This is a genomic window from Streptomyces sp. NPDC048659 (assembly GCF_040650575.1).
In the GTDB taxonomy this organism is placed as follows: Bacteria; Actinomycetota; Actinomycetes; order Streptomycetales; family Streptomycetaceae; genus Streptomyces.
In genome coordinates, this window is sequence record NZ_JBEZHM010000003.1 from 1 (window position 1) to 26,429 (window position 26,429).

26 protein-coding genes and 2 pseudogenes are annotated in these 26,429 nt (G+C 75.1%); 11 read left to right on the forward strand and 17 right to left on the reverse strand.

The window, feature by feature from the left end:
- The 4 genes and pseudogenes from AB0C99_RS03265 to AB0C99_RS03280 all read left to right on the forward strand — a co-directional run.
- Nucleotides 1-245: pseudogene (locus AB0C99_RS03265) on the forward strand (hypothetical protein); the annotation flags it as partial.
- A gap of 157 nt (nt 246-402) precedes the next feature.
- Nucleotides 403-1,062, forward strand: coding sequence for a class F sortase (locus tag AB0C99_RS03270; protein WP_362469072.1), 660 nt, complete (start codon nt 403-405; stop codon nt 1,060-1,062).
- Nucleotides 1,063-2,073: 1,011 nt separating this feature from the next.
- Nucleotides 2,074-3,465, forward strand: coding sequence for an aldehyde dehydrogenase family protein (locus AB0C99_RS03275; protein ID WP_362468666.1), 1,392 nt, complete (start codon nt 2,074-2,076; stop codon nt 3,463-3,465).
- 45 nt (nt 3,466-3,510) lie between these two features.
- A complete protein-coding gene (locus AB0C99_RS03280) occupies nt 3,511-4,590 on the forward strand; it encodes a Zn-dependent alcohol dehydrogenase (RefSeq protein WP_362468668.1) in 1,080 nt (359 codons plus the stop codon).
- 52 nt (nt 4,591-4,642) lie between these two features.
- On the opposite strand, the gene AB0C99_RS03285 is transcribed toward AB0C99_RS03280, so the two are convergent.
- The 3 genes from AB0C99_RS03285 to AB0C99_RS03295 form a co-directional block, all read right to left on the reverse strand.
- Complete coding sequence (locus AB0C99_RS03285; RefSeq protein ID WP_362468670.1) at nt 4,643-5,554, reverse strand: DMT family transporter; 912 nt, start codon at nt 5,552-5,554, stop codon at nt 4,643-4,645.
- A 76-nt stretch (nt 5,555-5,630) separates the two neighbouring features.
- Nucleotides 5,631-6,326: a winged helix-turn-helix domain-containing protein gene (locus tag AB0C99_RS03290; RefSeq protein WP_362468672.1), complete on the reverse strand. Its 696-nt coding sequence runs from the start codon at nt 6,324-6,326 to the stop codon at nt 5,631-5,633.
- A gap of 102 nt (nt 6,327-6,428) precedes the next feature.
- On the reverse strand, nt 6,429-7,109 hold the full coding sequence (locus AB0C99_RS03295) for a TetR/AcrR family transcriptional regulator (protein ID WP_362468674.1): 681 nt from the start codon (nt 7,107-7,109) through the stop codon (nt 6,429-6,431).
- A 64-nt stretch (nt 7,110-7,173) separates the two neighbouring features.
- Here AB0C99_RS03295 and AB0C99_RS03300 point away from each other — a divergent pair, with 64 nt between their 5' ends.
- The 3 genes and pseudogenes from AB0C99_RS03300 (at nt 7,174) to AB0C99_RS03310 (ending at nt 9,325) form a co-directional block, all read left to right on the forward strand.
- Nucleotides 7,174-8,325 (forward strand): acyl-CoA dehydrogenase family protein, encoded by a 1,152-nt coding sequence (locus tag AB0C99_RS03300; RefSeq protein ID WP_362468676.1) that lies wholly within the window; start codon nt 7,174-7,176, stop codon nt 8,323-8,325.
- Between the two features lie 70 nt (nt 8,326-8,395).
- Nucleotides 8,396-8,611: pseudogene (locus tag AB0C99_RS03305) on the forward strand (YiaA/YiaB family inner membrane protein); the annotation flags it as partial.
- 87 nt (nt 8,612-8,698) lie between these two features.
- Nucleotides 8,699-9,325, forward strand: a complete 627-nt coding sequence (locus tag AB0C99_RS03310) for a TetR/AcrR family transcriptional regulator (protein ID WP_362468678.1) — start codon at nt 8,699-8,701, stop codon at nt 9,323-9,325.
- Nucleotides 9,326-9,371: 46 nt separating this feature from the next.
- Here the strand turns inward: AB0C99_RS03310 and AB0C99_RS03315 are convergent, their stop codons facing one another.
- A complete protein-coding gene (locus tag AB0C99_RS03315) occupies nt 9,372-9,833 on the reverse strand; it encodes a MaoC family dehydratase (RefSeq protein WP_362468680.1) in 462 nt (153 codons plus the stop codon).
- 148 nt (nt 9,834-9,981) lie between these two features.
- On the opposite strand from AB0C99_RS03315, the gene soxR reads away from it, so the two are divergent.
- On the forward strand, nt 9,982-10,443 hold the full coding sequence (gene soxR / locus AB0C99_RS03320; protein ID WP_362468682.1) for a redox-sensitive transcriptional activator SoxR: 462 nt from the start codon (nt 9,982-9,984) through the stop codon (nt 10,441-10,443).
- Between the two features lie 293 nt (nt 10,444-10,736).
- Here soxR and AB0C99_RS03325 read toward each other — a convergent pair whose 3' ends face one another.
- The 5 genes from AB0C99_RS03325 to AB0C99_RS03345 all read right to left on the reverse strand — a co-directional run bounded on the left by AB0C99_RS03325 (nt 10,737) and on the right by AB0C99_RS03345 (nt 16,492).
- Nucleotides 10,737-11,456, reverse strand: a complete 720-nt coding sequence (locus AB0C99_RS03325) for a 3-keto-5-aminohexanoate cleavage protein (protein ID WP_362468684.1) — start codon at nt 11,454-11,456, stop codon at nt 10,737-10,739.
- Nucleotides 11,456-12,067, reverse strand: a complete 612-nt coding sequence (locus AB0C99_RS03330) for a hypothetical protein (protein ID WP_362468686.1) — start codon at nt 12,065-12,067, stop codon at nt 11,456-11,458. Before AB0C99_RS03330 ends, AB0C99_RS03325 begins: the two co-directional genes overlap by 1 nt.
- Before the next feature lie 148 nt (nt 12,068-12,215).
- On the reverse strand, nt 12,216-13,658 hold the full coding sequence (locus tag AB0C99_RS03335) for a serine-threonine protein kinase (protein ID WP_362469074.1): 1,443 nt from the start codon (nt 13,656-13,658) through the stop codon (nt 12,216-12,218).
- A gap of 91 nt (nt 13,659-13,749) precedes the next feature.
- Complete coding sequence (locus AB0C99_RS03340) at nt 13,750-15,120, reverse strand: erythromycin esterase family protein (protein WP_362468687.1); 1,371 nt, start codon at nt 15,118-15,120, stop codon at nt 13,750-13,752.
- 91 nt (nt 15,121-15,211) lie between these two features.
- On the reverse strand, nt 15,212-16,492 hold the full coding sequence (locus AB0C99_RS03345) for a DUF1343 domain-containing protein (RefSeq protein WP_362468689.1): 1,281 nt from the start codon (nt 16,490-16,492) through the stop codon (nt 15,212-15,214).
- 153 nt (nt 16,493-16,645) lie between these two features.
- Here AB0C99_RS03345 and AB0C99_RS03350 point away from each other — a divergent pair, with 153 nt between their 5' ends.
- From AB0C99_RS03350 to AB0C99_RS03360, 3 genes are read left to right on the forward strand one after another with little or no spacing between them, the layout of a single operon-like run.
- Nucleotides 16,646-17,419 carry an SDR family oxidoreductase gene (locus AB0C99_RS03350; RefSeq protein ID WP_362468691.1) on the forward strand — a complete coding sequence of 258 codons (774 nt, stop codon included), beginning with the start codon at nt 16,646-16,648 and terminating at the stop codon, nt 17,417-17,419.
- Nucleotides 17,416-19,218, forward strand: coding sequence for an AMP-binding protein (locus tag AB0C99_RS03355; protein WP_362468693.1), 1,803 nt, complete (start codon nt 17,416-17,418; stop codon nt 19,216-19,218). The genes AB0C99_RS03350 and AB0C99_RS03355 overlap by 4 nt, the downstream gene beginning before the upstream one ends.
- Nucleotides 19,219-19,259: 41 nt before the next feature.
- On the forward strand, nt 19,260-19,853 hold the full coding sequence (locus AB0C99_RS03360; protein ID WP_362468695.1) for a TetR/AcrR family transcriptional regulator: 594 nt from the start codon (nt 19,260-19,262) through the stop codon (nt 19,851-19,853).
- 15 nt (nt 19,854-19,868) lie between these two features.
- On the opposite strand, the gene AB0C99_RS03365 is transcribed toward AB0C99_RS03360, so the two are convergent.
- The 8 genes from AB0C99_RS03365 to AB0C99_RS03400 form a co-directional block, all read right to left on the reverse strand.
- Nucleotides 19,869-21,083 carry an acyl-CoA dehydrogenase family protein gene (locus AB0C99_RS03365; RefSeq protein WP_362468697.1) on the reverse strand — a complete coding sequence of 405 codons (1,215 nt, stop codon included), beginning with the start codon at nt 21,081-21,083 and terminating at the stop codon, nt 19,869-19,871.
- Between the two features lie 5 nt (nt 21,084-21,088).
- Nucleotides 21,089-22,126, reverse strand: a complete 1,038-nt coding sequence (locus AB0C99_RS03370) for a phosphotransferase family protein (RefSeq protein WP_362468699.1) — start codon at nt 22,124-22,126, stop codon at nt 21,089-21,091.
- Between the two features lie 197 nt (nt 22,127-22,323).
- On the reverse strand, nt 22,324-23,235 hold the full coding sequence (locus AB0C99_RS03375; RefSeq protein WP_362468701.1) for an MBL fold metallo-hydrolase: 912 nt from the start codon (nt 23,233-23,235) through the stop codon (nt 22,324-22,326).
- A gap of 140 nt (nt 23,236-23,375) precedes the next feature.
- On the reverse strand, nt 23,376-23,708 hold the full coding sequence (locus AB0C99_RS03380) for a DUF202 domain-containing protein (RefSeq protein WP_362468703.1): 333 nt from the start codon (nt 23,706-23,708) through the stop codon (nt 23,376-23,378).
- Entirely contained in the window at nt 23,705-24,100 is a 396-nt protein-coding gene (locus AB0C99_RS03385; protein ID WP_362468705.1) for a DUF202 domain-containing protein, read from the reverse strand. Before AB0C99_RS03385 ends, AB0C99_RS03380 begins: the two co-directional genes overlap by 4 nt.
- A 177-nt stretch (nt 24,101-24,277) precedes the next feature.
- Nucleotides 24,278-24,793 (reverse strand): NUDIX domain-containing protein, encoded by a 516-nt coding sequence (locus tag AB0C99_RS03390; RefSeq protein WP_362468706.1) that lies wholly within the window; start codon nt 24,791-24,793, stop codon nt 24,278-24,280.
- Between the two features lie 80 nt (nt 24,794-24,873).
- Complete coding sequence (locus AB0C99_RS03395; protein WP_362468708.1) at nt 24,874-25,638, reverse strand: glucose 1-dehydrogenase; 765 nt, start codon at nt 25,636-25,638, stop codon at nt 24,874-24,876.
- A gap of 58 nt (nt 25,639-25,696) precedes the next feature.
- Nucleotides 25,697-26,326 carry a TetR family transcriptional regulator gene (locus AB0C99_RS03400; RefSeq protein WP_362468710.1) on the reverse strand — a complete coding sequence of 210 codons (630 nt, stop codon included), beginning with the start codon at nt 26,324-26,326 and terminating at the stop codon, nt 25,697-25,699.
- Nucleotides 26,327-26,429 lie beyond the last annotated feature (103 nt).

Genomic DNA, 26,429 nt, shown 5'->3' on the forward strand with positions numbered 1-26,429 from the left:
CCACCCGAGCCCGCACCCCGCGCCGACCCCCCGGCTCACTCCGGACCGCACACACCCGCCGCATCCCGGCCCATGGCCACGGACCCGTCGGAGCGGGCGGCGGCGGATCCGCCGAGACCACCACCACCAACACCGACGACGGCTCCGTCTTCGGTGTCGGATCCGCCCTCGCGGCGGGCCTCGCGGGCACCGCCGGACTGATCCTCATCCGCCGCGCGCGCCGCCGCAACGATGGCGCCGCGTAGGTCCCCCTCCCCGCGCAGGACGGTTTCCCCCGGCCGGGCTCCCGCCGCCGCAGTGAGCGAGCGGAGCCCGCGCCGGAGCCACCCGCGCGGTCCGGCCTCGCGCAGGCCCGGCGCCCGCCGGCAGCGCAGGCTGCGCAGACTCGCCCGCACCGTCGCCGTGACCCTCACCCTGGTGATCGGCGGCGTCTGGTGGGCCCAGGACGGCGAACCGGAAGGCCCGGCGCTCGCCGCCGGGCCCGCCGCGCACGGCGTGGCGGCGCCGGTCGCGGCCCCGGAGGCTCCCGGGGCGAAGGGTGCCGCCCACACCGCGGCCCGGGCCACGGCCAAGCCACAGCCCCCACCCGCACCACTCGGAAGATCCCGCCCCACCACCCTCGGCGTCCCCGCCATCACCATCGAGGCCCCCGTCGTCGGGGTGGGCCTCGACCGGGTCGGCGGACTCGGCGTCCCGCCGGTCGACAACCCCCGGCTCGTCGGCTGGTACGCGGGGGGCCCCACCCCCGGCGAACGCGGCACCGCGGTCATCGTCGGCCACCGTGACACCCGCACCGGACCGGCGATCTTCCTCAACCTCAACTCGCTCACCCCCGGCAACACCGTCCGGATCGCCCGGGCGGACGGCCGCGTCGCCGTCTTCACCGTCGACCGGGTCCGCACGTACGCCAAGACCGCCTTCCCCGACAAGGAGGTCTACGGCACCACGGGCCGCCCCGAACTGCGCCTGCTCACCTGCGGCGGAACCTTCGACCGCAAGGGCGGCTACGAGTCGAACATCGTGGTCTTCGCCCACCTCACGGGCGTCGACCGGGCGATCTGACCCACGGGCGATCTGACCCACGGGGCCGCCCGCCACGGCCCCGTCTGCCCCTCCTGCCGCACCTGGCCCGGCGGGCCCACGCCACCCGGCGCGGGCCCGCCGGGCGTCGGCGGTTCCCGCGTCGCCGGCCTAGGGCCTGTCGTCAAAATCCCGTCGTCGCCCGGAGGGCGGCCTCGCGGCGTCAGGTGCGTGCTCTCGGCGTGCCGGGCGCACGCCCTCGTACTGGACGTACTCGGGCTTGTGCCCGGTGCGGCGAGAGTGCGTGCATGGCGTCGCGAGGCAGACGGGAGTTTGACGACAGGCCCTAGCCAGCTGCCAGCCGTCCGTCGCCCGCCGTGGCGAGAAATCGCCAAGCCCTTCCGTCCCCGCGAGCCCGCCGCGCAAGATGATCGAGGAGTCGGAAGGTGCCCGCGTCCGAGGCGCGGAGACCGTCCGGCACCGGCATCACGGGCCGTTCCGCAGTCAGTTCGCCGAGCGTCCCCGCCGTCGCCCGGAACAGCCTGGTCCCGTCCCTCCTCGGGACCGCGCCCCGCCGCCGGGCGCGTCCGGCCCAAGGACGGCAGCGGGGCGGCCGGTTCGGGATCCTCCGGTCCCGCCCCGGGTCCGCTCCGTGGCCGGCCGGTCCACCGGCCAGCCGTCCAGGGCCTCGGCGCACGCCCCGCCGCCCGCCCGGGTGCCCCGCCCGTGCACCTTCTCCGCGCTCCCCGCGTACCCCCGCGTCCCGCCATGCGGCTCGTCGGCCACCGTCCACGCGCTCCCGCCCCGCCGCCGACGGTCCCTCTCGCGCGCCCTGGCAAGGGGGGAACCCCCAGACCCCGCCCGCCACCCCTGTGCGGGGGCCCGTGGACAGCGGGAGAGGCGGAGGGCGAGGATCGGTGGGCGGGGAACGGGGGCGTCGTCGGTGGGCGGGGGAGCCTGGCGCCCGAAAACTAACAGCGCTAGTTTGGGGTCGGCCGTGTGCGCGAGCGCGCCGCCCCGACGCAGGACGCCCGACGCAGGAGGAGACAGCGGATGAAGGCCCACGACGCGATGTACATCGGCGGGGAATGGCGCCCCGCCACCTCCACGGAGACGATCGCCGTGATCGACCCGGCCGACGAGCGGGTCATCGGCCACGTCCCGGCCGGTACCGCCGAGGACGTGGACACAGCCGTCCGGGCCGCCCGCGCCGCCTTCCCCGGCTGGGCCGCCACCCCGCCCGCCGAGCGGGCCGCCGCGATCGGCGCGCTCCGCGACGCGCTCGCCGCCCGCGCCGAGGAGATCGCCGCCACCGTCACCGCCGAGCTCGGTGCCCCGCCGCAGCTCGCCGCCGCCGTGCACGCGGGACTGCCGATCGCCGTCGCCGGTTCGTACGCCGAGCTCGCCGCCACCCACCCCTTCGAGGAGAAGGTCGGCAACTCGACCGTCTACTCCGAGCCGGTCGGCGTCGTCGCCGCGATCACCCCCTGGAACTACCCGCTCCACCAGATCGTCGCCAAGGTCGCCCCCGCCCTCGCGGCGGGCTGCACCGTGGTCCTCAAGCCCGCCGAGGACACCCCGCTCACCGCCCAGCTCTTCGCCGGGGCCGTGCACGCCGCCGGGCTCCCGGCCGGTGTCTTCAACCTGGTCACGGGCCTCGGCGCGGTCGCCGGGCAGGCCCTCGCCGAGCACCCCGGCGTGGACCTCGTCTCCTTCACCGGCTCCACCGCCGTCGGCCGCCGGATCGGCGCCCTCGCGGGCGGCGCGGTCAAGCGCGTCGCGCTCGAACTCGGCGGCAAGTCCGCCAACGTCATCCTGCCGAGCGCAGACCTCGGCAAGGCCGTCGCCGTCGGCGTCGCCAACGTCATGTCCAACTCCGGCCAGACGTGCAGCGCCTGGACCCGGATGCTGGTCCCCGCCGAGCGGTACGAGGAGGCCGTCGCCCTCGCCGCCGAGGCCGTCGCCAAGTACGTCCCCGGCGAGCGCCTCGGCCCCGTCGTCAGCGCCCGGCAGCGCGACCGGGTCCGCGGCTACATCGAGAAGGGCGTCGCCGAGGGCGCCCGGCTCGTCGCGGGCGGCCCCGAGGCCCCGCGCGAGACGGGCTACTACGTGGCCCCGACCGTCTTCGCCGACGTCACCCCCGACATGACCATCGCCCAGGAGGAGATCTTCGGCCCGGTCCTCGCGATCATCCGGTACGCGGACGAGGCCGAGGCGCTCGCCATCGCCAACGGCACCGTGTACGGGCTCGGCGGCGCCGTCTGGGGCGAGCCGGGGGAGGCCGTCGCCTTCGCCCGCCGCATGGAGACCGGGCAGGTCGACATCAACGGCGGCCGGTTCAACCCGCTGGCCCCCTTCGGCGGCTGGAAGCAGTCCGGCGTCGGACGCGAGCTCGGCGCGCACGGGCTCGCCGAGTACCTCCAGACCAAGTCCCTGCAGTTCTGAGCGACGTACCGATCTGAGCGACGTACCGACCCGAGGAGCCCACCCTTGATCCGCGCCGCAGTCCTGCCCGCCGTCGGCTCTCCCCTGGAGATCACCGGCATCGAACTGCCCGAGCCCGGCCCCGGCCAGGTCCGCGTCCGCCTCGCTGCCGCCGGGGTCTGCCACTCCGACCTGTCGCTGTCCAATGGGACGATGCGGGTGCCCGTGCCCGCCGTCCTCGGGCACGAGGGCGCGGGCACGGTCGTCTCCGTCGGCGAAGGCGTCACCCACGTCGCCCCCGGCGACGGCGTCGTCCTCAACTGGGCGCCGTCCTGCGGCACCTGCCACCCCTGCTCGCTCGGCGAGGTCTGGCTCTGCGCGAACGCGCTGACCGGCGCCGCCGCCGTGTACGCCCGCACCCAGGACGGCACCGAGCTGCACCCGGGGCTCAACGTGGCGGCGTTTGCCGAGGAGACCGTGGTCGCCGCGGCCTGCGTGCTGCCCGTCCCGGACGGGATCCCGCTCACCGACGCCGCCCTGCTCGGCTGCGCCGTCCTCACCGGCTGGGGCGCGGTCCACCACTCGGCGCGGGTCCGGCAGGGCGAGACCGTCGCGGTGTTCGGCGTCGGCGGCGTCGGCCTCGCCACCCTCCAGGCCGCCCGGGTCGCCGGCGCGTCCACCATCGTCGCCGTGGACGTGTCGCCCGAGAAGGAAGGGCTGGCCAGGGCCGCCGGGGCCACCGAGTACGTGGTCGCCTCCGACACCACCGTCAAGGAGATCCGGCGGCTGACCGGCGGCCACGGCGCCGACGTGTCCGTCGAGTGCGTCGGCCGCGCGGCCACCATCCGTACCGCCTGGGACGCCACCCGGCGCGGCGGGCGCACCACCGTCGTCGGCATCGGCGGCAAGGAGCAGCAGGTCACCTTCAACGCCCTGGAGCTCTTCCACTGGGGCCGCACCCTCTCCGGCTGCGTCTACGGCAACTCCGACCCGGCCCGGGACCTCCCGGTCCTCGCCGAGCACATCCGGGCCGGCCGCCTCGACCTGGGCGCCCTCGTCACCGAACGCATCACCCTGGAGGGCATCCCGGGCGCCTTCGACAACATGCTCGCGGGCAAGGGCGGCCGGGCCCTGGTCGTCTTCTAGGGCCTGTCGTCACACTCCCGTCGCGAGGCAGACGGGAGTGTGATGACAGGACCTAGGCCCGGGTGCCCGTTCCCGCCGGGGCCGTCGGCGACGGCTTCGGGCGGGAGCGGGAGACCGCCACACCCGCCAGGCACAGCGCGCCGCCCGCCAGGGTGAGCGGTCCTGGCAGCTCGCCCAGGAACGCCCAGGCCAGCAGCACCACCAGGGCGGGCACGGCGTACGTCGTCGCGCCCATCCGGCCGGCGGTGGTGCGGGCCAGGGCGTAGGCCCAGGTGGTGAAGGCGAGGGCGGTCGGGAAGACGCCGAGGTAGACCATGTTGAGGGTGGCGGCCAGCGGCGCCCGCCCCGCCTCCTCGACCAGCCGCCCGGCGAACGGCAGGCAGGCCACCGCGCCGATCAGGCAGCCGAAGGTCGTCACCTGGAGCGCGCTGCCGTGCGCCAGCGCGGGCTTCTGGGCGACGACCCCGCCCGCGTACGCCACGGCCGCCAGCAGGCACAGCGCGACGCCCAGCACCGAGGCGTGCCCCGCGCCGGACATCGAGAGCCCCACCGCCACCGCCCCCGCGAAGGAGACCGCCATCCCCGCGAGCAGCCGGGGCGGCAGCGACTCCTTCAGGACGTACCCGCCGAGCAGGGCGATCAGGATCGGGCCGATGTTCACGACCATCGCCGCCGTGCCCGCGTCGACCTCCTGCTCGCCCCAGTTGAGCACCACCATGTACACCCCGAACCACAGCAGCCCCGACACGGCGATGCCCGGCCAGGCGGCCCTCGGCGGCAGCCCCTCGCGCCGGACCAGCAGGACCGCGCCGAGGACCAGGGAGCCGGCCAGCAGCCGGCCGAGGGCGAGGGCGCCGGGGGAGTAGGCGGCGCCCGCGCTGCGGATGGAGACGAAGGCGGAGGCCCACAGGACGACGGTGACACCGGCGGCGGCGAGCGCGAGACGGGAGGAGTGCTTCGGCATGGGGCGACCGTACGGCGCGGACCGTTCGGCGTTCACCGCAATATCGCGGCGGGGAGCGCCCGCGCCCCGCCCCCGCTCACCGCAGCGCCGCCGGGTCGACGCCCAGCCGCTCGCGCAGCTCCCGCTCGCCCTCGGGGGTCACCCGCACCGCGCGCTCGGAGCCGATCCGTACGCACCACCCGGCGTCCAGCGCGTACCGGCACAGCTCCGCCCCGGCGAGCCCGGCGAGGTGCGGTCGGCGCTCGGTCCAGTCCAGGCAGCCGCGCGCGAGGGGCCGCCGCCCCTTCGGTACGAGGGGGACGCCGAGCTCCGCGAACCAGGCCAGGCCCCGGTCGGTGAGCGCGAAGCCGGTGTCCTGGCGCAGCAGTCCGCGCGCCGTCAGCGCGTCGGTGAGGGTGGTCCCGAGCCGCCCGGCGAGGTGGTCGTAGCAGGTGCGCCCGCGCGCCATCGCCCGCCCGGCGTTCACCGCCCGCAGCCCGCGCGGCGGTTCGGGCGCGGCGGGCGCGGAGCGGGCGGTCAGCTCCTCGACGAGGTGCGCGACACCCGGGTCGGCGAGCCGCACGTACCGGTGCCTGCCCTGCCGCTCCTCGGCGAGCACCCCGCCCGCGACGAGCCGGCCCAGGTGCCCGCTGGCGGTCGAGGGCGCCACCCGCGCGTGCCGGGCCAGCTCCCCGGCGGTCCAGGCCCGCCCGTCGAGCAGGGCGAGCAGGAAAGCGGCGCGGGTCTCGTCGGCGAAGAGCGCGGCGAAGGCGGCGAGGTCTCGGGAAGCCATGCCCCCAGCATCGCGCGGGGATGGTTCGGCGGCGGCCGAAGTGTCCGGCCGGGCCGTGGAGCATCCGGTCGCCTGGCCGTCGACGGTCAGGCGGTCAGGCCGTCAGGCGGCCCCGCCGGGCCGCGCCCCGGCGCCCCCCTTGGCGGGCGCGTACGGCGCGTACTGCGTCCCGAGGCCGTCCAGCAGGGCCCGCAGGCCCGTCTCGAACGCGACCCGGTCGACCTTCTCGCGCCGCTCCGCGAGGAGGTGGGCCTGGCCCAGGTGCGGGTAGTCGGCCGGGTCGTAGGCGGTCTCGTCGTCGACGAAGCCGCGGGCGAAGGAGCCGAGGGCGGAGCCGGTGACGAAGTAGCGCATCAGGGCGCCGATGGAGGTGGCCTGGGCCGGTGGCCAGCCCGCCCGGACCATCCCGCCGAAGACGGCGTCGGCGACCCGCAGTCCGGCCGGACGGCGCCCGGGGCCCTGGGCGAGCACGGGCACGATGTGCGGGTGCCCGTCGAGCGCGGCCCGGTAGGAGAGCGCCCAGTCGTGCAGCGCGGTGCGCCAGTCGCGGGGGTCTCCGGGCGCGAACATCGACAGGTCGATCTTGGCGCTGACCGCGTCCGCGACGGCGTCCAGGATCTCGTCCTTGGTCCGGAAGTGGTTGTAGAGGGAGGGGCCGCTCACGCCGAGCTCGGCCGCGAGCCGCCTGGTGGAGAGCGCAGCGAGCCCCTCGGCGTCCACGAGCGCGCCCGCCGTCTCGACGATGCGGTCTCGGCTGAGGAGGGGCTTGCGCGGTCGGGCCATGGCGCACATAGTAGGCCCGGGCCTGAAAACTAGCAGTGGTAATTAAACGGGACGGGGTGGCACGGTGGATCTGGCGCTGAGCGAGGAGCAGGAGGCCGTGCGGCGGCTCGCCGAGGACTTCGTCGCCCGTGAGGTCACCCCGTACGTCGTCGGCTGGGACCGGGCCGAGGAGGTCGACCGTGCGATCGTGAGGAAGCTGGGAGCCGTGGGCTTCCTGGGGCTCACGATCCCGGAGGAGTACGGCGGCTCCGGCGGCGACCACCTGGCCTACTGCCTGGTGACCGAGGAGCTGGGCCGCGGCGACTCCTCCGTGCGCGGCATCGTCTCCGTCTCCCTCGGCCTGGTCGCCAAGACCATCGCCTCCTGGGGCGACGAGGAGCAGAAGCGGACCTGGCTGCCCCGGCTCGCCTCCGGCGACGCGATCGGCTGCTTCGGCCTGACCGAGCCGGGCACTGGCTCCGACGCCGGGAACCTGGCCACCCGCGCGGTCCGCGACGGCGACGCGTACGTGATCGACGGCAGCAAGATGTTCATCACCAACGGCACCTGGGCCGACGTCGTGCTGCTCTTCGCCCGCACCGGCGACGCCCCCGGCCACAAGGGCGTCTCCGCCTTCCTGGTGCCCACCGACACCCCCGGACTCACTCGCCGCGCCATCCACGGCAAGCTCGGGCTGCGCGGCCAGGCCACCGCCGAACTGGTCCTCGACGGGGTCCGGGTCCCGGCGGGCGCCCTGCTCGGCCCCGAGGGCAAGGGCTTCTCGGTCGCCATGTCCGCGCTCGCCAAGGGCCGCATGTCGGTCGCCGCCGGCTGCGTCGGCATCGCCCGGGCGGCGCTCGACGCGGCGGTGCGGTACGCGGGGGAGCGCGAACAGTTCGGCAAGCCCATCGCCTCGTACCAGCTGGTGCAGGAGCTGATCAGCGACATCGCGGTCGACGTGGACGCGGCCCGGCTGCTCACCTGGCGGGTGGCCGACCTGATCGACCGGGGCGAGGAGTTCGCCACGGCCGCCTCGAAGGCCAAGCTGTTCGCCTCGGAGGCGGCCGTCCGCGCGGCGAACAACGCCCTCCAGGTCTACGGCGGCTACGGCTACATCGACGAGTACCCGGTCGGCAAGCTGCTGCGGGACGCCCGCGTGATGACCCTCTACGAGGGCACCAGTCAGATCCAGAAGCTCATCATCGGGCGGGCGCTGACCGGGGTGTCCGCGTTCTGAGTACGGGCGGCGGCCCGCTGAGTATCCGGGCGGATGCCGCCCCGGCCGCCGCCGCCCGATGCTGTCGGACATGAGCGATTACGTGGACAAGCGGCAGCAGCAGAACACCTCCGCCTACTACGTGCAGGCGATCCTCTCCTTCGGTCTCGCGCTCCTGGCGGTGACCGTCGGGATCTACCGGCTGGAGGCCAGCGCCTGGGTGCGCGGCTTCCTCGCCGTCGCGGTCCTCTACCTCACCACCTCCGCCTTCACCCTCGCCAAGGTCGTCCGCGACCGGCAGGAGAGCTGAGTCCCGCGCGGGCCCACGTGCTCTAAGCGCTTGCTCAGCTTCGATGTATGGTGTCGTTCCCGAAGGTCCGACGAGGAGAGTGCGATGAGCGTGGCGGAGGAGACGCCCGGCGGCGAGGACATGCCGTGGGTCGAGGTCACGCCCGAGGCGGCCCGGCGGCTGCTCGTCGCGGCCGTCGAGGCGTTCGCCGAGCGCGGCTACCACGCCACCACCACCCGTGACATCGCCGGCCGGGCCGGGATGAGCCCGGCCGCGCTCTACATCCACTACAAGACCAAGGAAGAGCTGCTCCACCGGATCAGCCGGATCGGGCACGACAAGGCCCTGGAGATCCTCCGGGAGGCCGCCGACGGCCCCGGCACCGCCGCCGAGCGGCTCGCCGACGCCGTGCGCTGCTTCGTGCGCTGGCACGCCGAGCGGCACGCCACCGCCCGGGTCGTCCAGTACGAGCTCGACGCCCTCGGCCCCGAGCACCGCACCGAGATCGTGGGGCTGCGCCGGGAGTCCGAGGCCACCGTGCGGCGGATCATCAACGAGGGCGTGGCGGCGGGGGAGTTCGACGTCCCCGACGTGGCCGGCACCACCGTGGCGGTGCTCTCGCTCTGCATCGACGTCTCGCGCTGGTTCAACACCCAGGGACGCCACACCGCCGACGAGGTCGGCGCGCTCTACGCCGACCTCGTGCTGCGGATGGCCGGGGTCCGGAAGTGACCCCCGGGGCCCGGGGGCGGCGGCCCAGGGGGCCGGGGGCAGCGGTTCAGAAGTAGTAGCGGGAGAGCGACTCGGCGACGCAGACCGGCTTGTCGCCGCCCTCGCGCTCCACCGTCACCACCGCCTTGACCTGTACCCCGCCGCCCGCCTCCGTCACCTCGGCGAGCACGGCGGTGGCCCGCAGCCGCGAGCCCACCGGGACCGGGGCGGGGAAACGCACCTTGTCCGTCCCGTAGTTGAGGCCCATCTTCATCCCCTCGACCCGCATGATCTGCGGCACCAGCACCGGCAGCAGCGAGAGGGTCAGATAGCCGTGCGCGATCGTGCGCCCGAACGGGCCCTCGGCGGCGCGCTCCGGATCCACGTGGATCCACTGGTGGTCGCCCGTCGCGTCGGCGAACTGGTCGATCCGCTTCTGCTCGATCTCCAGCCAGTCGCTGTGGCCCAACTGCTCGCCGACCCCGGCGCGCAGCTCCTCGGCGGAGGTGAAGATCCTCGGCTCGGCCATGTTCCCGCTCCCTGTCGTCCTCGTCCCGATGGCGTCGGCGGCGTCGGAGACGCGACGGACGCCCATGCTGTCTAAGCGCTTGCTCAGCATGTGGGGCGGGCAGTCTCCTGTCAACGGAGCGGCGCCGGGCTCGCGTAGGCTCGACCGGGTGCCGCAGATTCCCGAGAAGATCCACGAACTCACCGTCGGTCAGCTGTCCGCGCGCAGCGGCGCCGCCGTCTCGGCCCTCCACTTCTACGAGTCCAAGGGCCTGATCAGCAGCCGCCGCACCAGCGGCAACCAGCGCCGCTACGGCCGCGACACGCTCCGCCGGGTCGCCTTCATCCGGGCCGCCCAGCGCGTCGGCATCCCGCTCGCGACCGTCCGCGACGCCCTGGCCCGGCTGCCCGAGGAGCGCACCCCCACCCACGAGGACTGGGCCCTGCTCTCGGCCGCCTGGCGGACCGAGCTGGACGAGCGGATCAAGCAGCTCGGCCGGCTGCGCGACCACCTCAGCGACTGCATCGGCTGCGGCTGCCTCTCGCTGAGCAACTGCGTGCTGTCCAACCCCGACGACGTCTTCGGCGAGCGGCTCAGCGGCTCGCGCCTGATGCCCGAGCGCGGGGTCTGACCGGGCGACCGGGCTGACCGGGGTCTGGCCGGGCGACCGGGTGACCGGGGCTGCCGGCTCCGACCGGGGCTGGCGGGGCCTGACCGGGCTCCGGCCGGGACGGTACGAGCGGGGACCCGCCACCCCCGTGGGCGGGCCCCCGCTCGTCTCCTGGACGTGCGGCCCACCCCCGTACCGTGAAGTCGGGGTGCGGCGCGGCGGAATCGTCCTCGGACACTCTGCCTGCCGGGCGGCGCGCCGGGCGACCCGTTTTAGCAGTCCTTACCGGCCTCTTACCCGGCCTCTTGCCCGACCTAGATGCTGACCGGCGTCGCGAGGGCGGCCGACACCAGTTCCGCGTTGGAGCGGGCCGGGCTGCCGTCGGGGAGCAGCAGGGTGTCCTCCAGGCCGATCCGGCCGTCCAGGCCCAGGCGCCGGGCCAGCCTCAGCAGCGGCCACGCGGTCGCCCCGCCGCCGTGCAGCAGGACCGGGCGGGGGTGCGGGGCGCGGGCCAGGGCGGCCAGCAGGGCGCGGGCCGTGGCCTCGGCCGTCGCGGGGGAGGGGTCGGTCACCTCGGCGTGGACGCGCAGCACCCGCCCGGCGAGCGAGGAGCGCAGGAAGCGGGCCGGGCCGTCCGTGCCGGACCGCAGGCACGCCTCGACGGCGACGCCCCGGCCGAGCAGGGCACCGGCGAGGGCCTCGGCCCCCGGTTCGTGCCAGTTGACGCAGGCGTGGTCGGGCAGTGCCGTCCAGGCGCGGACGCGGGCGAGCCGGCGCACCGGGTCGGCCTCCGAGCGGACCCCGGTCGTCACGCTCACCGGCACGTCCACGGCCGCGCGGATCGCGGCGAGCGTGTCGGCGAGGACCCGCGGCGAGAGCGTGTCGCTGCCGCAGGGCGTCTTGGGGTGTACGTGCACGTCGTCGGCGCCCGCGGCGACCGCGGCCGCCGCCGCCTCGGCCATCGCGTCCGGGGACATCGGCACGGCCGCCGAATCCCCGGGCCCGCGGCCCCCGTTGAGACAGACCTGGAGCATCACGCCACCGACGCCAGGCGCGGCAGCGCGTCCCCACGGGTGCGGGCGAGGGCCCGGGGCGTGAGGACGGCGCGCGGTATGAGCACCCCGCAGTCCTCGCACACGGGACCGAACCAGGGCTCGTCCGCGAGCTCTGCGCGCCACTCGATGCGCGGCCCCGCGCACACCGGGCAGTGGTCGCCCGGACCCCGCTTCAGGGCCTCCACCAGCCGCCCCACCACCTCGGGCAGCGGCTCGCGCGGATGCACGGCGGGGTCGTCGCAGCGGGCCACCCCGTTGCCGCCCCAGATGCGGCGGTGCCACTCGTCGAGCGCGCCCGGCCGGCGCAGCCCGCCGTGCTTCTCGCGCCGCCTGCGCGCGGCGAACTCCTCCTCGTACGCGAGCCACACGGCCCGCGCCTCCTCCAACTCGTCCAGGGCGGCCACCAGCCGCCCCGGATCGGCTTCCCGGTCCTCCGGGCCGAAGCCGTGGCTCCGGCACAGGTGATCCCAAGTCGCCCGGTGACCATAGGGCGCGAACCGCTCAAGGCACTTGCGCAGCGAATACCGCCGCAAGGCCGTGTCGCTCCCTGGATCACGGACCTGTCTCGCGAGACTCCGGAACCCGGCCATCGTCTGCCCCACCTCCGTCGCTGGCACTTCGGCGATATGAGAGGGACGAACGGGAGGCGTCTCGTGTTCCATCGAAAATCGGATGGGAGCCATCAGCGGGCCCCCGGAGGCCGGAAAAGCACCCCCGCGCGGGACGCGGATCCGTGCCTCAGCCGCCGAACCGCCCCGCCTTCGCCACCACCCGGGCCAGCTCCGGGTGGCAGACGTCGCTGTGCTCCGAGACCACCTCGGCCGCGTCGACGCTGACACATCCGGAGCCCGGCACTCCGTCCCGGAGGGCCGCGCCCAGGGTGCGGGCGGCCGTGCCGGGAACGGCCTGAATGCCGTCGTAGCCGACCGCCCCCCAGCGCCGTTCGTCCTGCCCGAGGAGCCCGTCGTCGTCGCGCGAGAGCCGGGAGGCGAGCGGGTAGAACACCCGCAGCGCGGTGTCGTGCCGGGAGTGGCAGGCCACCAGGGGCCCGTCGATCCGGCGCTGGAGGTCCGGCAGCGAGCCGTGCCGCCCCGGGGCGTGCGGCAGCCGCGCGGCGAACGCGTAGTGGGAGAAGGCGCCCTGGAGCAGCGTCACCGACTTCACGGTGCGGGTGCCGTCGGGCAGCCCGAGCAGGGCGTGCGCCATCAGCCGGCCGCCGAAGCTGTGCCCGGCGAGGTGGACGCGCAGCCCGGGCGCCGCGTCCGCGAGCTCGCCGAGCACCGGGCCGAGCCCCCGGGCGCCGACCACGCCCGCGCGGCGCTTCATCGTGTAGTACGTGGCCTGGCGCAGCGCCTCCTCGGCGCCCTTCCACAGCCGCTTCAGGCGCGCGCCGCCCAGCAGCGCGGGCCCCTCGGCGCCCGGCACCCCGCCGGGCCCGCCCGCGCCGGACGCGTCGACGCCGGGCCCGCCAGCGCCGGGCCCGCCAGCGCCGGGCCCGCCAGCGCCGGGCCCGCCAGCGCCGGGCCCGCCAGCGCCGGGCCCGTCAGCGCCGGGCTCGTCCACGCCGCCCGCGTCGGCGTCAGGCCCGCCCGCGCCGGGCTCGTCCGCGCCGCCCGCGTCGACGCCGGGCCCGCCCCCGCCAGGCCCGCCCCCGCCCGCCCCCTCCGCCTCCCGCGCGGCCGCGAACACGGCGTACGTCGTGAGCGGATCGGCGCGCAGGAAGGCGGGCACCTCCGGGTCGCCGGACGCCGTCAGGCCGGCCCGGTCCGTGTCCGTCAGCTGCCGCAGCAGCGAGCCGAACTCGACGAAGGCCGACTCCCGCGCGGGCGCCGAGCCGACGAGCTCCGCGATCCGCGCCACCACCGCCGTCTTGCCGGGCACGGTCGCCGCGAGCGCCGCGAAGTCGGGGACCGGCTCGTCGGAGAACATCATCGAGGGCCAGACCACCCCCGCGTACCCGAGCCGCACCCCCGGCCCCGTCAGGGCGGGGAAGGGGGCGAAGAAGGCCGCGTAGAAACGGGTGGCCGTGGTGGGGGAGTTGTTCCAGCCGTGCGCGAAGACCAGCAGGTCCGTGCAGCCTTGGCGGGCGAGCCCGGCGAGCCGTGCCGCCTGCCCGGCCGGGCCGTCGGGGCCGTCGCCGTCCTTGTCGAAAACGATCTCGCGGTACGGCCCGACACTCATCTCCGTCATGGCCCGTCCCTCCGCGTCGAGGTGTGCCGCCGGCACCGGGATTCCTTCCCGATTTCTTCCCCCGCGGAGGGACCGGCAGTCGTCAGCGGAGCGATCGGGCCGCCGAGATCTCGGGGAAGTGCAGCACGGCGTCGTACGCGGTCGCCAGCCGCACGTCCGTCACGTCGCCCTCCCAGGGGAAGGCCGTGCCGACGGACCGGGTGGGCCGGGCGACGGCCAGCCAGCGGCGGGCGGCCGGGGTCGCGGTCCGCGCGTCCAGCAGGAACGGCCGGTCCGACACCCGGTCCAGGACGTGCGCGTTGCTGTCGGCGCCCAGCGGGCCGACGCGGAACTCCCGCACCGGCTCGCCCGGTTCCCGCGTGTCGTGCGCGTTGAAGGAGCCGCGCCCGAAGGTGGCCCCGATCGCCACGTAGCCCGCGCCCAGCGCGTCGCGCAGGAAGGCGCCCTGGAGGCGCGGGTACTGGTCGGGCCTGGGTGTCTCGTAGCCGACGTGCCCGTCGTGCGCGGACAGCACCATCCGGTCGCCCGTGCGGCGCTGCCACCAGACCGTGTTCTCGGCCATCGTCCGGTCGCGGTACAGCATCGCCTCCGCCGTCTGCGGCGCGCCGCGCTCGCCGAGCAGGTCGTACGCGTACTCCCGGCCGACCTGCGCGACGGCCCGCGCGTGCTGCACCGCCCACGCGTGCGCCTCCCGCGCGGCCCGGTCCCGGCCCGCCGGGGGCTGCCGCTCCAGGAGCGCGAGGGCCGCGCCGGTGTCCGCCGCCATGGCCTCCCGCTCGGCGAGCGGCCGGACCAGGTACGCGTCCATCCAGGCGTCCACGGTGCCGGTCGGCCGCGAGGCGCGGTACAGCTCCCGGAAGCGGGGCAGCAGCTCCGGCCGCGCCCTGGCCACATAGCCGGTGACCTCGTCGAAGAGCCCGGGGCCCGCGTAGCCGAGGTCGTTGCCCATGAAGCGCACCGGGTGGTCCGGGTGGCGCTGGTTGTGCCGCCGCATCCAGGTGAACAGGTCCAGGTACTCCTCGGTGTTCCAGAAGGCGTACGCGTCCTGGAACTCGTCCCGCATGATCCGGCGGATGTCGCCCCTGCCCTCGCGCACATAGGCGTCGATCAGCAGCCCGGTGCTCCAGTTGGCCTCCAGGGCGAAGGTGGTGAAGCCCTGGCGCTCCACGAGCTGTTCGAAGATCTCGTGCTTGGCCCGGAAGAACTCGCGGGAGCTGTGCGTGGCCTCGCCGACGCCGACCACCTTCGCGTCGCCGACGATCCGCTCCAGGGCGCGGACGTCGGTCGCGGGGCGGGCGGTGACGGCGAGCGCGCGGGCCGGGTCGGGGGCCGGGGCCGGGCCGGGGCGGGCGGCAGCCGGGGCGGCGGGCGCGAGCAGGCCCACGCAGAGGGCGGCGAGCAGGACGGTCAGGGGGCGGCGGCGCCGTAAGGAGACGTTCAAGGAGACGTTCATGGGCTCCAGCCAACCCGGCGCCGGGCGGGCCGGACATCCGGCCCGCCCCCGGCCCCGGCCGGGGGTCTGCCCCCCCGGCGCCGGGCCCCGGTCAGCGGTAGAGCAGGTACCCCCGCCGCACCGCGCGGAACGCCGCCAGGTCCGTCTCCCAGGCGCCCACGACCTCGTCCGCCGGCGCGCCCGCGTCGATCATCGTGCGCACCCGGTCCGAGCCGGTCAGCTTGTCGATCCAGTGGTCCGGGCGCCACGCGAAACCGCTCCAGCTCCGCCGCGCGGTCACCAGCAGCGCGATCCCGGTGCGCACCGGGTCGAAGGCCGCGCGGTCGTGGACCATCAGCTGGACCCCGCCGGCTGTCTTCCCCTGGAACTTGGAGAAGGTGGGCGCGAAGTACGCCTCGCGGAAGCGCACCCCGGGAAGTCCCAGGGCGTTCGCCGCCGCCGCCCACCGGCCGTCGATCCCCTCCGCGCCGAGCAGTTCGAAGGGGCGGGTGGTGCCGCGTCCCTCGGAGAGGTTGGTGCCCTCGAAGAGGCAGGTGCCGGAGTAGACGAGCGCCGTGTCGGGCGTCGGCATGTTGGGGCTGGGCGGCACCCACGGCAGCCCGGTGGAGTCGAAGAACTCGCCGCGCCGCCAGCCGCTCGCGGTGACCGTTTCCAGCGCCACCGGCTTCGTCAGGAACTCCCCGTTGAAGAGCCGGGCCAGCTCCGCCACCGTCATCCCGTGCGCCTGCGCGATCGGCTCGCGCCCCACGAAGGTCGCGTACGCCCGGTCGAGCACGGGCCCGAGGGCCGCCCGGCCGGTCACCGGGTTGGGCCGGTCCAGGACCACGAGCCGCTTCCCGGCGAGCGAGGCCGCCGCCATGCAGTCGTAGAGCGTCCAGATGTACGTGTAGAAGCGGGCGCCCACGTCCTGGATGTCGAAGACGACGGTGTCGACGCCCGAGGCCGTGAAGACGTCGGCGAGCGCCTGACCGCTCTTCAGGTACGTGTCGTAGACCGGCAGCCCGGTCGCCGGGTCGTCGTACCGTCCCTCCGAGCCGCCGGCCTGGGCGGTGCCCCGGAAGCCGTGCTCGGGGCCGAAGACCGCGACCAGGTCGACCCGCTCGTCGGCGTGCATGACGTCCACGATGTGCCGGGCGTCGGAGGTGATGCCGGTCGGGTTGGTGACGACGCCGACCCGCTGCCCGGCCAGGCGCGCGTAGCCGTCGGCGGCCAGCCGGTCGAAGCCGGTGCGGACCCGGTGGCCCGGGGCTCCCGCGCCCGGCCCGGCGGCGGGACCGGGGGCCGCGTGGGCGGCCGTCGCCCCCGTACCGGCCGCGGCGGCGGCGCCGAGCGCGCCGCCCGCGGCGAGCAGACCACGTCTGGACAGGCTCATGCGGAAACCTCCTTGATCGCCTTCCCTGACATGGGCACGCACGCTAGCGCCCCGCCGGGCCGCGCGGAACGAGGCGTACCGCCGGAGTCTTCCCGGGCTCCATACCGACCGGTTAGTCTGCGTCCACAGCCGCTACGGAGAGGTGGGCCGCCGATGAGCACGTGGCAGGGCGTCGAGGACGCCGGAGTGGTCGTCACCGGGGCGGGCGGCGGCATCGGCGCCGCCCTCGCCCGCCGGTTCGCCGTCGAGGGGGCCAGGGTCGTCGTCAACGACCTGGACCCGGACCGGGCCAAGGCCGTCGCCGAGGAGATCGGCGCGCTCGCCGTCCCCGGCGACGCCTCCGAGGTCGTCGAAGAGGCCCGCGCGGCGCTCGGCGGCACCGTCGACGTGTGGTGCGCCAACGCCGGACTCCCCTCGCCCGGCGACGCCTTCGCCGACGAGGAGGTCTGGGCCGCCGCCTGGGACGTCAACGTCATGGCGCACGTCCGCGCGGCCCGCGCGCTGCTGCCCGACTGGCTGGAGCGCGGCCGAGGCCGCTTCGTCTCGACCGTCTCCGCCGCCGGACTGCTCACCATGATCGGCGCGGCCCCGTACAGCGTCTCCAAGCACGGCGCGTACGCCTTCGCCGAATGGCTCTCGCTCACCTACCGCCACCGGGGCCTCGACGTCCACGCGATCTGCCCGCAGGGCGTCCGTACGGACATGCTCACCGCCTCCGGGACGGCCGGCGACCTCGTCCTCGCCCCGACCGCCATCGAGCCCGAGGACGTCGCCGACGCCCTCTTCGACGCCATGGCCGCCGGCCGCTTCCTCGTCCTGCCCCACCCCGAGGTGAGCGGCTTCTACGGGGCCAGGGCCACCGAGCCCGAGCGCTGGCTGCGCGGCATGAACCGCCTCCAGCGCACCTGGGAAGGGGCGGGCGAGTGACCGGGCCGGAGCGGGACGGCACGGGCGGCCCGGGAAGCGCAGACGCCGTCGGCGGCACGGACACCCCCGGCGCTCCGGACGGCACGGGCCCGGACGCCGCCGGAGGCCCGAAGAGCACAGCCGCCACCGGCGGCGCCCGTACGGGATCGGTCTACGCCGCCAAGCCCTGGCTCGGGCGGCTCAGCGCGGCCCAGCGGGCCCCGATCGACCCGCCGCCCACCGTCCTGCACGCCTTCCGCGCCGCCGCCGCGCGCACCCCGGACCGCCCCGCCCTCGCCTACTTCGACGGCCGGATCGGCTACCGCGAGGCCGACGCCCTCTCCGACTCCGTCGCCGGGCACCTCGCCGCCCGGGGCGTCCGGCGCGGCGACCGGGTCGCCGTCATGCTCCAGAACAGCCCGCACTTCGTCCTCGCCCTCCTCGGCGCCTGGAAGGCGGGCGCCACCGTCGTCCCGCTCAACCCGATGTACAAGGCGGCCGAGGTCGGCCACGCCCTGCGCGACTCCGGCGCCGCCGCCCTGGTCTGCTCCGACCGCGCCTGGGCCGGGTACCTCCGCGACACCGCCGCCGAGGCCGGCGTGCGGATCGCGCTGACCGCCCACGAGCGCGAGTTCCAGACCCGCGACGACCCGCGCGTCCTCGCCTTCGAGCAGGTCCCGGCCGAGGACCTGCACGGGGCCGACGACCTCCTCGCCGCCGCCCGCGCGGGACACCCCGCGCCCGCCGGGCGCGAGCCCGCCACCGACGACATCGCCCTGATCAGCTACACCTCCGGCACCAGCGGCACCCCCAAGGGCGCCCTCAACCTGCACCGGGGCATCGTCCACAACGCCGAACGGCAGCGCACCGGCCACCCCGTCCCCGAGGGCGGCGTCTACTTCGCGCTCGCCCCGCTCTTCCACATCACCGGCCTGGTCTGCGAGCTCGGCGCCTGCTTCGCCAACGCCGGCACCCTCGCCCTCGCCTACCGCTTCGACGCCGGGGTCGTCCTGGACGCCTTCCTGGAGCACCGGCCCGCCTACACCGTCGGCCCCTCCACCGCGTACATGGCGCTCGCCGCCCACCCGGACGCCACCCCGGACCACTTCTCGTCGTTCCTGGTGGTCTCCTCCGGCGGCGCGCCCGTGCCGCCCGCCCTCGTGGAGCGCTTCCGCGCGGGCTTCGGCCCGTACCTGAGCAACGGCTACGGCCTCACCGAGTGCACCGCCCCCTGCGCCGCCGTGCCGCCGCAGTCCGAGGCGCCCGTCGACCCGGTCTCCGGCACCCTCTCCGTCGGCGTCCCCGGCGCCGACACCGTCGTGCGGATCCTCGACGAGGAGGGCGCCGAGGTCCCCTTCGGCGAACACGGCGAGATCGCCGTGCGCGGCCCCCAGGTCGTGCCCGGCTACTGGGGGCTGCCCGAGGCCACCGCCGCCGCCTTCCCCGACGGGGAGCTGCGCACCGGCGACATCGGCTTCATGGACCCGGACGGCTGGCTGTACGTCGTCGACCGCAAGAAGGACATGATCAACGCCTCCGGCTTCAAGGTCTGGCCGCGCGAGGTCGAGGACGTCCTCTACACCCACCCGGCCGTGCGCGAGGCCGCCGTCGTCGGCGTCCCGGACGCGTACCGGGGCGAGACCGTGAAGGCGTACGTGAGCCTGCGGCCCGGCGCCGACGCGGACCCCGCCGAGCTCTCCGCCTACTGTGAGCGGCGGCTCGCCGCGTACAAGTACCCGCGCGAGGTCGAGATCCTGGCGGAGCTCCCCAAGACGACAAGTGGGAAGATCCTCAGGCGGGACCTGCGGTCCCGGAAGTGAACACCGGCACAAGAGCCGGCACGGACGAAAGAAGGCGGAGCATGGCCAAGGCGACGGACGGCAACGGGGTCCCCGTCCCCCAGAGGCTCCTCGCCGCCGCCACCCGGCTCTTCGCGGAGCAGGGCTACGACCGCACCTCCGTCCAGGAGATCGTGGAGGCGGCGGGCGTCACCAAGGGCGCCCTCTACCACTACTTCGGCTCCAAGGAGGACCTCCTCCAGGAGGTCTACTCCCGGGTGCTGCGGCTCCAGCAGGAGCGGCTCGACGCCTTCGCGGGCGCCGACGCCCCGGTGGAGGAGCGGCTGCGGGACGCCGCCGCCGACGTCGTCGTCACCACGATCGACAACCTCGACGACGCCGCGATCTTCTTCCGCTCCATGCACCACCTCAGCCCCGAGAAGAACAAGCAGGTGCGGGCCGAGCGGCGGCGCTACCACGAGCGCTTCCGCGCCCTGATCGAGGAGGGCCAGCAGGCCGGGGTGTTCTCCGGCACGACCCCCGCCGACCTGGTCGTGGACTACCACTTCGGCTCCGTGCACCACCTGTCGACCTGGTACCGCCCCGACGGCCCGCTCACCCCGCAGCAGGTGGCCGACCACCTGGCCGGCCTCCTGCTGCGGTCGCTGCGCCCGTAGCCCGACGGGGAGCCGTCAGAGGTACTTCTTCAGCTCCCGGCGGGCCAGCGAGCGCTGGTGGACCTCGTCGGGGCCGTCCGCCAGCATCAGGGTGCGCGCCCCGGCCCACAGCTCGGCCAGCGGGAAGTCCTGCGAGACCCCGCCCGCGCCGTGCACCTGGACGGCCCGGTCGAGGATGTCGACCACCGCGCGCGGGGTGGCGATCTTGATGGCCTGGATCTCGGTGTGCGCGCCCCGGTTGCCGACGGTGTCCATCAGCCAGGCGGTCTTCAGGACCAGCAGCCGCAGCTGCTCGACCGTGACACGGGCGTCCGCGATCCAGTTCTGCACGACGCCCTGCTGGGCGAGGGCCTTGCCGAAGGCGGTACGGGAGACCGCGCGGCGGCACATCAGCTCGATCGCCCGCTCGGCCATGCCGATGAGCCGCATGCAGTGGTGGATGCGGCCGGGCCCGAGCCGGGCCTGCGCGATGGCGAAACCGCCGCCCTCCTCGCCGATCAGGTTCGCCGCCGGGACCCGGACACCGTGGAAGACCACCTCGGCGTGGCCGCCGTGGGAGTGGTCCTCGTAGCCGTACACCCGCATCGCGCGCCGCACCTCGACCCCGGGGGTGTCGCGCGGCACCAGGATCATCGACTGCTGGCGGCGCGGGTCGGGGCCGTCCGGGTCGGTCTTGCCCATGACGATGAAGACCTTGCAGTCGGGGTTCATCGCCCCGGAGATGTACCACTTGCGCCCGTCGACCACGTACGAGTCGCCGTCCCGCCGGATCCGGGTCTCGATGTTGGTCGCGTCCGAGGACGCCACCTCGGGCTCGGTCATCGCGAACGCCGAGCGGATCTCGCCCGCCAGCAGCGGCTCCAGCCACTGCTTGCGCTGCGCCTCGTCGCCGAACTGGGCCAGCACCTCCATGTTGCCGGTGTCGGGGGCGGCGCAGTTGAGGGCGGTGGGGGCGAGCTGGGGGCTGCGGCCGGTGATCTCGGCGAGCGGCGCGTACTGGAGGTTGGTGAGCCCGGCCCCGTACTCCTCGTCGGGCAAGAACAGATTCCACAGCCCCTGCCGCTTGGCCTCGGCCTTCAGCTCCTCGACGACCGCCGGGGTGTCCCAGGGGGAGGCGAGCAGGGCGCGCTGCTCGTGGGCGACGGCCTCGGCGGGGTACACGTGCTCGTCCATGAAGGCGAGGAGCCTGGCCTGCAGTTCCTCGGTGCGGGCGTCGTACGCGAAGTCCATGGCGGTCAGCCTTCCTGGAGGGTGGTGAGGCCGTGCTCGATGAAGACGGGGACGAGCTCGCCGATCCGGTCGAAGCCGGCCCCGACGGTCTGCCCGAGGGTGTAGCGGTAGTGGATGCCCTCCAGGATCACGGCCAGCTTGAACCAGGCGAAGGCCGTGTACCAGGCGACGGCGGAGGTGTCGCGGCCCGAGCGGGCGGCGTAGCGCTCGATCAGCTCGCCGGGCGCCGGGTGCCCGGCGGCGGACGCGGTGGTCGAGATCGGGGAGTCCGGCAGCTCCATCGGCGCGCTGTACATGACCAGCAGGCCGAGGTCGGTGAGCGGGTCGCCGAGGGTGGACATCTCCCAGTCGAGGACGGCCTTGATGCGGTCGTCGTCGCCGATGAGGACGTTGTCGAGGCGGTAGTCGCCGTGCACGACGGCGGGCGCGGGGGAGGCGGGCAGGGCGCGCCCGAGCGCGGAGTGCAGCTCGTCGATCCCCGGCAGCTCGCGCCCCCGGGAGGCGGCGAGCTGCTTGCCCCAGCGGCGCAGCTGCCGGTCGAGGAAGCCCTCGGGGCGCCCGAAGTCGTCGAGCCCGACGGCGGCGGGGTCCACGGCGTGCAGGTCGACGAGGGTGTCGACGAGCCCGAGGACGGCCTCGCGGGTACGGGCGGGGCCGAGCGGCGCGAGCTCGGCCGCCGAGCGGTACGGGGTGCCCGGCACGAACTCCATGACGTAGAACGGCGCCCCGAGCACCGACTCGTCCTCGCAGAGCGCGACGGTCTCCGGCACGGGCACGGCGGTGCCGCGCAGGGCGCTGATCACCCGGTGCTCGCGCCGCATGTCGTGCGCGGTGGCGAGCACGTGCCCGAGCGGGGGGCGCCGTACGACCCAGTGGCCGGTCCCGTCGGTCACCCGGTAGGTGAGGTTCGACCGGCCGCCCTCGATCAGCCGGGCGGTGAGCGGCCCGGCGAGCAGCCCGGGCCGCTCGCGGTCGAGGAAGCCGCGCAGCCGCCCGGGGTCGAGACCGGGCGGCGGGGAACCGGGCGGCGGGGTGGTGCTCATGCGGGATACCTCCGGGATCGGCGTCGGCATTCATGATGACCGACCAGTCGGTATGTCGTCCAGAGGGGCCCGCGAGGGGGAGGAGGGAAAGCCCGGTCGCCTTCCCGCGCGGGGCGCCCGTTTCCCGTGGGCGCTCCCGCGCGGGAGGCGAATCAGGCGGATCAGGCGAATCAGCCGGGTCAGGTGTGGCAGATGGATCAGGCGTGGCAGGCCACGGGGACGCCGCCGTTCATCGCCGTCATGTCGCCGAAGAGCACGACCGGGTCCAGCGGGTGCCCCTCCGGCAGGCCGTCCAGCTCGGCGTACGCCCGGTGCAGGTTCGCGACCAGCCGCTCGCTCTCGCGCCAGGCGGCGAACTCGCCGAGCTCCGCGTCCCGGGCCGTCTCCAGCGGCGACGCCCCCTTGGCGTGCCCCGCGCGGGCGAGCTCCCCCACCCACAGCAGATAGCGCTCGGTCGCGTCGTACGCGGAGGGGTCGGTGACCGGGCCGTGCCCCGGGACCACGGTGGGCGCGTCCAGCGAGCGCAGCAGGTCCAGCGCCCGCAGCGAGCCGGCCAGGGAGCCCATCGGCACGAACGGGGTGCCGCCCTGGAAGACCAGGTCGCCGGTGAAGACCACGCCCTGGTCGGGGAGATGGACGACCGAGTCGCCGGTGGTGTGGGCCGGACCGGGGTGGAGCACCCGCACCTCGACCTCGCCCACGTACAGCGTGAGCGCGTCCCGGTAGGTGAGTTCGGGCGGCAGGATGTCGACCCGGCCGAAGTCGGTGTCCGGCCACAGCAGATGGAGCTGGTGTCCGGCGGCGAGCTGCTCGGCCCGGCAGTTCGCGTGGCCGACGATCCGCGCCTCGGGCCGGAACACCCTGTTGCCGTAGGTGTGGTCGCCGTGGTGGTGGGTGGTGACGATCGTGCGCGGCGCGGCGAGCCCCGCCGCGCGGACCGCGTCGCGCAGCAGCAGCGCCCGTCGCTCGGTGGCGGCGGTGTCGACGAGCAGCGTCTCGCCGCCGTCGCCGACGAAGCCGGCGTTGTTCAGGCACCAGCCGCCGTCCGGCTGGACGAAGGCGTGGACGCACGGCGCGAGTTCGACCACGTACGGATCGGTGGCAGGCACAGGAATTCCCCCGGATGAGAGCCCGACGACTGGACAGGGGGAAGGGTGCCAGCCGGGCCGCGGGCGGGGGAACCCGGGGCCTGGGGTCCCCGGGTCCCAGGGGTGCTGGTGTGGCTGCGCGTGTGGCTGTGGCCGCCCGCTCAGACCACGATGGCCACCGCGAACGAGGCGAACGCGATCACGCACCCGGCCGCCAGCCAGGCGCCCCGCAGCGGGAGCTCCCTCGGCCGGGCCGCGCCGAGCGTCTGGATCCGGCGGTGCGCCACCGCGAGGAAGCCGATCCAGACCAGCGCCGACAGCCCCGCCGCGAGGAGTCCGGCCGCCGTCACCTCGTCGTGGATGGCCTGCTTCGCCGCGAGCACGGCCACCACGGTGCAGGACAGCGTGGTGCGGCGCCAGGCCAGCCGGGTCCGCTCGGGCTGGAGCCCCGGGTCCCGGAGGTCCGGCCCGCCCCCGGCGCCCGGCCGGGTCACCGGCCGGCCCAGCCGAAGACGACGACCACCACCATCGCGACGGCGACCACCGCCACCGCCAGGCTCAGGACGGCCGGGAAGCGGGAGGCGGGCAGGTCCTCGCCGCGCCGCATGGCCCGCTCGCAGCGGACCCAGTGGTTCACGGCGCGCAGCGCGCACAGCACGCCGGCGGCGAGCAGCGCGAGCGCGAGCCCGACCCGGACGCCCCAGCGCAGGTCGGGCAGGAACTGGTCCACGGCGAAGCCGCCGCCGACCAGTGCGAGCGCGGTCCGGATCCAGGCGAGGAAGGTCCGCTCGTTGGCCAGGGAGAAGCGGTAGTCGGGGGTCTCGCCCTCCTCCCGCAGGCGCTGCGGCGCGAACCACAGCCGCAGGCTCTGTATGAAGTCGCTCACGCGAGCACCCTATCCGTCGGATGATCACACCGCCCGACGGGCGCGGGGCACCCGCCCCGGCCCAGCCCGGACGCGCGCCCCGGCCCAGCCCGGGTGCCCGTCCCGACTCAGCCCGGGTGCCCGCCCCGAATCAGCCCGGGTGCCCGCCCCGAATCAGCCCGTACGTGCCCCCCGGGCTCAGCCCGCCTCCAGCCCCCGCAGCCGCTCGTACGCGGCGAGGCCGTCCGGCACCCACTCCCAGCTGGCGAGCCGCGCCGCCAGCTCCTCCTCCGGCAGGAAGGCGTGCCAGGCCACCTCCTCCGCCTGCGGGCGCACCGGCAGCTCGCAGCGCACCTTGTACACGGCCGACCACCACTTCCCGGCGACACCCCCGGAGTCGTACAGGAAGCGGAACAGCGGCGTCGGCCGGGGCAGCCCGGACACGCCCAGCTCCTCCTCGGCCTCGCGCAGCGCGGCGTCGTCGTACGACTCGCCCGCGCCCACCACGCCGCCGACGAACATGTCGTACAGCGAGGGGAAGACCAGCTTCGTCGGGGTCCTGCGGTGGACGAAGACCCGGCCCTCGGCGTCCCGCACCCGGATGAAGGTGCAGCGATGGATCAGGCCCCGCGCGTACACCTCACCGCGCGGGGCCTGTCCGGTCACCCGGTCGTGCTCGTCGACGACGTCGAGGAGTTCATCGGCAGCGCTCATGGGCCCATGAAACCACCGGCCGGTGAACGGGCCGGCCGGTGGACGGGCCGACCCGCGACTTCACTGCCCCATGACGTACTTCACTGCCCCATGACGTACTTCACGGTCGGGCCGGTCGTCCAGCCGCCGTCCACGGCCAGCTCCGCGCCCGTCACGTACGAGGCGGCGTCCGAGAGCAGGAAGACGACCGCGCCCGCGATCTCGTGCGCCTCGCCGACCCGGCCCATCGGGGTGTTGGGGTACTTGCCCTCGCCCTTCTCGATGCCGACCGAGGCCGTCATCGGGGTGTACGTCATGCCCGGGTGGACCGAGTTGACGCGGATCCGGGAGGTGCCGAGCTCGACCGCGCCGATCTTCGTCAGGCCGCGCACGCCCCACTTGGAGGCGCCGTAGCCGGCGGTCAGCGCGAGGCCCATCAGGCCGGCGGCGGAGGAGATGTTGACGATGGAGCCGCCGCCCGCCTCGCGCATCGCCGGGATCGCGGCCTTCATGCCGATGAAGACGCCGGTCAGGTTGATGTCGAGGACCTTGCGGAAGTGCTCGACGGACTCGGTCTCCAGGAGGGCGCCGGTGGATATGCCCGCGTTGTTCACCAGGCCGTGCAGGCCGCCGAACTCCTCGACGGCGTACGCGACGGCCGCCGCCCAGCCCTCCTCCGAGGTCACGTCGTGGTGCAGGAAGCGGGCGCGCTCGCCGAGCTCGGCGGCGGTGGCCTTGCCCTCCTCGTCGAGCACGTCGGTGATCACGACGTTGGCGCCGGCGGCCACGGCCTGCCGGGCGGCCTCGGCGCCCAGGCCGCGGGCGCCGCCGGTGATGAGCACGGTCTTGCCGGTGAGGTCGTTCATGAGAGTCCCTTCGGGGGGTGGCAGGGGACGACGGGATGGTTCGGGTCGTCCGGGGGTGTCAGACGCTCCGGGGCGGTGCCGCCCCGAGGAGTGCGGTGGTGGTCTCGACGAGGTCGGCGAGGAAGAGCCCCTCGCCGGTCAGCGGCTCGCTGCCGTCCAGGTACTGCCGGGCCCGGTCCGCCATGGCCGCGCCGACCACGGTCAGCGCCAGGTCCAGGCGCTCCAGGCGCAGCGGCCCTGGGAGTCCGGCGGCGGCCAGGCAGCCCTCCAGGCGCTCGATCAGGCGCCAGTAGGCGGTGCCCGCGAGCGTGGGGTGCGGGGTGCGGGTGCGGATGCCGCTCTCGTGGCTGAGCTGCGCGGAGATCCGCAGGCAGCGGCGGCCCCGGTCCTCGCGCAGCTCGGTCGCCTCGGCGGTCACCAGCACGCCGACCAGGGCGTGCGGCTCGTCGGGGCAGGTGTCCAGGAGGGGGGCGAGGACCTGCTCGGTGCGCCGCTGGCGGCCCGCCATGACGGCGTCGAGCAGCCCCGCGCGGGAACCGAAGTGGTACTGCACGGCCGAGGGGTTGCCCTGCCCGGCGAGGCTCACCACGTCCCGCAGCTGGGCGCCGTCGACGCCCTTGGCCGCGAAGACCTCCTCGGCGGCACGGATCAGTTTCTGCCGGGTCTCGGGCCCTGATGTCCTTGCCATGCGATTCATATTAATGCTCAACATTAAAAAACGGGAGGGGGTGGCACTCGTCCCCTGGATCGCGTCGGATCGCTTGGGATCGCTTGGGATCCCGTCGGACCGT

Coding starts and splice junctions, on each gene's coding strand:
- AB0C99_RS03275 (WP_362468666.1), top strand. CDS start 2,074: ATGAAGGCCCACGACGCGATGTACATCGGCGGGGAATGGCGCCCCGCC.
- AB0C99_RS03285 (WP_362468670.1), bottom strand. CDS start 5,554: ATGCCGAAGCACTCCTCCCGTCTCGCGCTCGCCGCCGCCGGTGTCACC.
- AB0C99_RS03290 (WP_362468672.1), bottom strand. CDS start 6,326: ATGGCTTCCCGAGACCTCGCCGCCTTCGCCGCGCTCTTCGCCGACGAG.
- AB0C99_RS03295 (WP_362468674.1), bottom strand. CDS start 7,109: ATGGCCCGACCGCGCAAGCCCCTCCTCAGCCGAGACCGCATCGTCGAG.
- AB0C99_RS03310 (WP_362468678.1), top strand. CDS start 8,699: ATGAGCGTGGCGGAGGAGACGCCCGGCGGCGAGGACATGCCGTGGGTC.
- AB0C99_RS03315 (WP_362468680.1), bottom strand. CDS start 9,833: ATGGCCGAGCCGAGGATCTTCACCTCCGCCGAGGAGCTGCGCGCCGGG.
- AB0C99_RS03325 (WP_362468684.1), bottom strand. CDS start 11,456: ATGCTCCAGGTCTGTCTCAACGGGGGCCGCGGGCCCGGGGATTCGGCG.
- AB0C99_RS03330 (WP_362468686.1), bottom strand. CDS start 12,067: ATGGCCGGGTTCCGGAGTCTCGCGAGACAGGTCCGTGATCCAGGGAGC.
- AB0C99_RS03335 (WP_362469074.1), bottom strand. CDS start 13,658: ATGAGTGTCGGGCCGTACCGCGAGATCGTTTTCGACAAGGACGGCGAC.
- AB0C99_RS03340 (WP_362468687.1), bottom strand. CDS start 15,120: ATGAACGTCTCCTTGAACGTCTCCTTACGGCGCCGCCGCCCCCTGACC.
- AB0C99_RS03345 (WP_362468689.1), bottom strand. CDS start 16,492: ATGAGCCTGTCCAGACGTGGTCTGCTCGCCGCGGGCGGCGCGCTCGGC.
- AB0C99_RS03350 (WP_362468691.1), top strand. CDS start 16,646: ATGAGCACGTGGCAGGGCGTCGAGGACGCCGGAGTGGTCGTCACCGGG.
- AB0C99_RS03360 (WP_362468695.1), top strand. CDS start 19,260: ATGGCCAAGGCGACGGACGGCAACGGGGTCCCCGTCCCCCAGAGGCTC.
- AB0C99_RS03365 (WP_362468697.1), bottom strand. CDS start 21,083: ATGGACTTCGCGTACGACGCCCGCACCGAGGAACTGCAGGCCAGGCTC.
- AB0C99_RS03370 (WP_362468699.1), bottom strand. CDS start 22,126: ATGAGCACCACCCCGCCGCCCGGTTCCCCGCCGCCCGGTCTCGACCCC.
- AB0C99_RS03390 (WP_362468706.1), bottom strand. CDS start 24,793: ATGAGCGCTGCCGATGAACTCCTCGACGTCGTCGACGAGCACGACCGG.
- AB0C99_RS03395 (WP_362468708.1), bottom strand. CDS start 25,638: ATGAACGACCTCACCGGCAAGACCGTGCTCATCACCGGCGGCGCCCGC.
- AB0C99_RS03400 (WP_362468710.1), bottom strand. CDS start 26,326: ATGGCAAGGACATCAGGGCCCGAGACCCGGCAGAAACTGATCCGTGCC.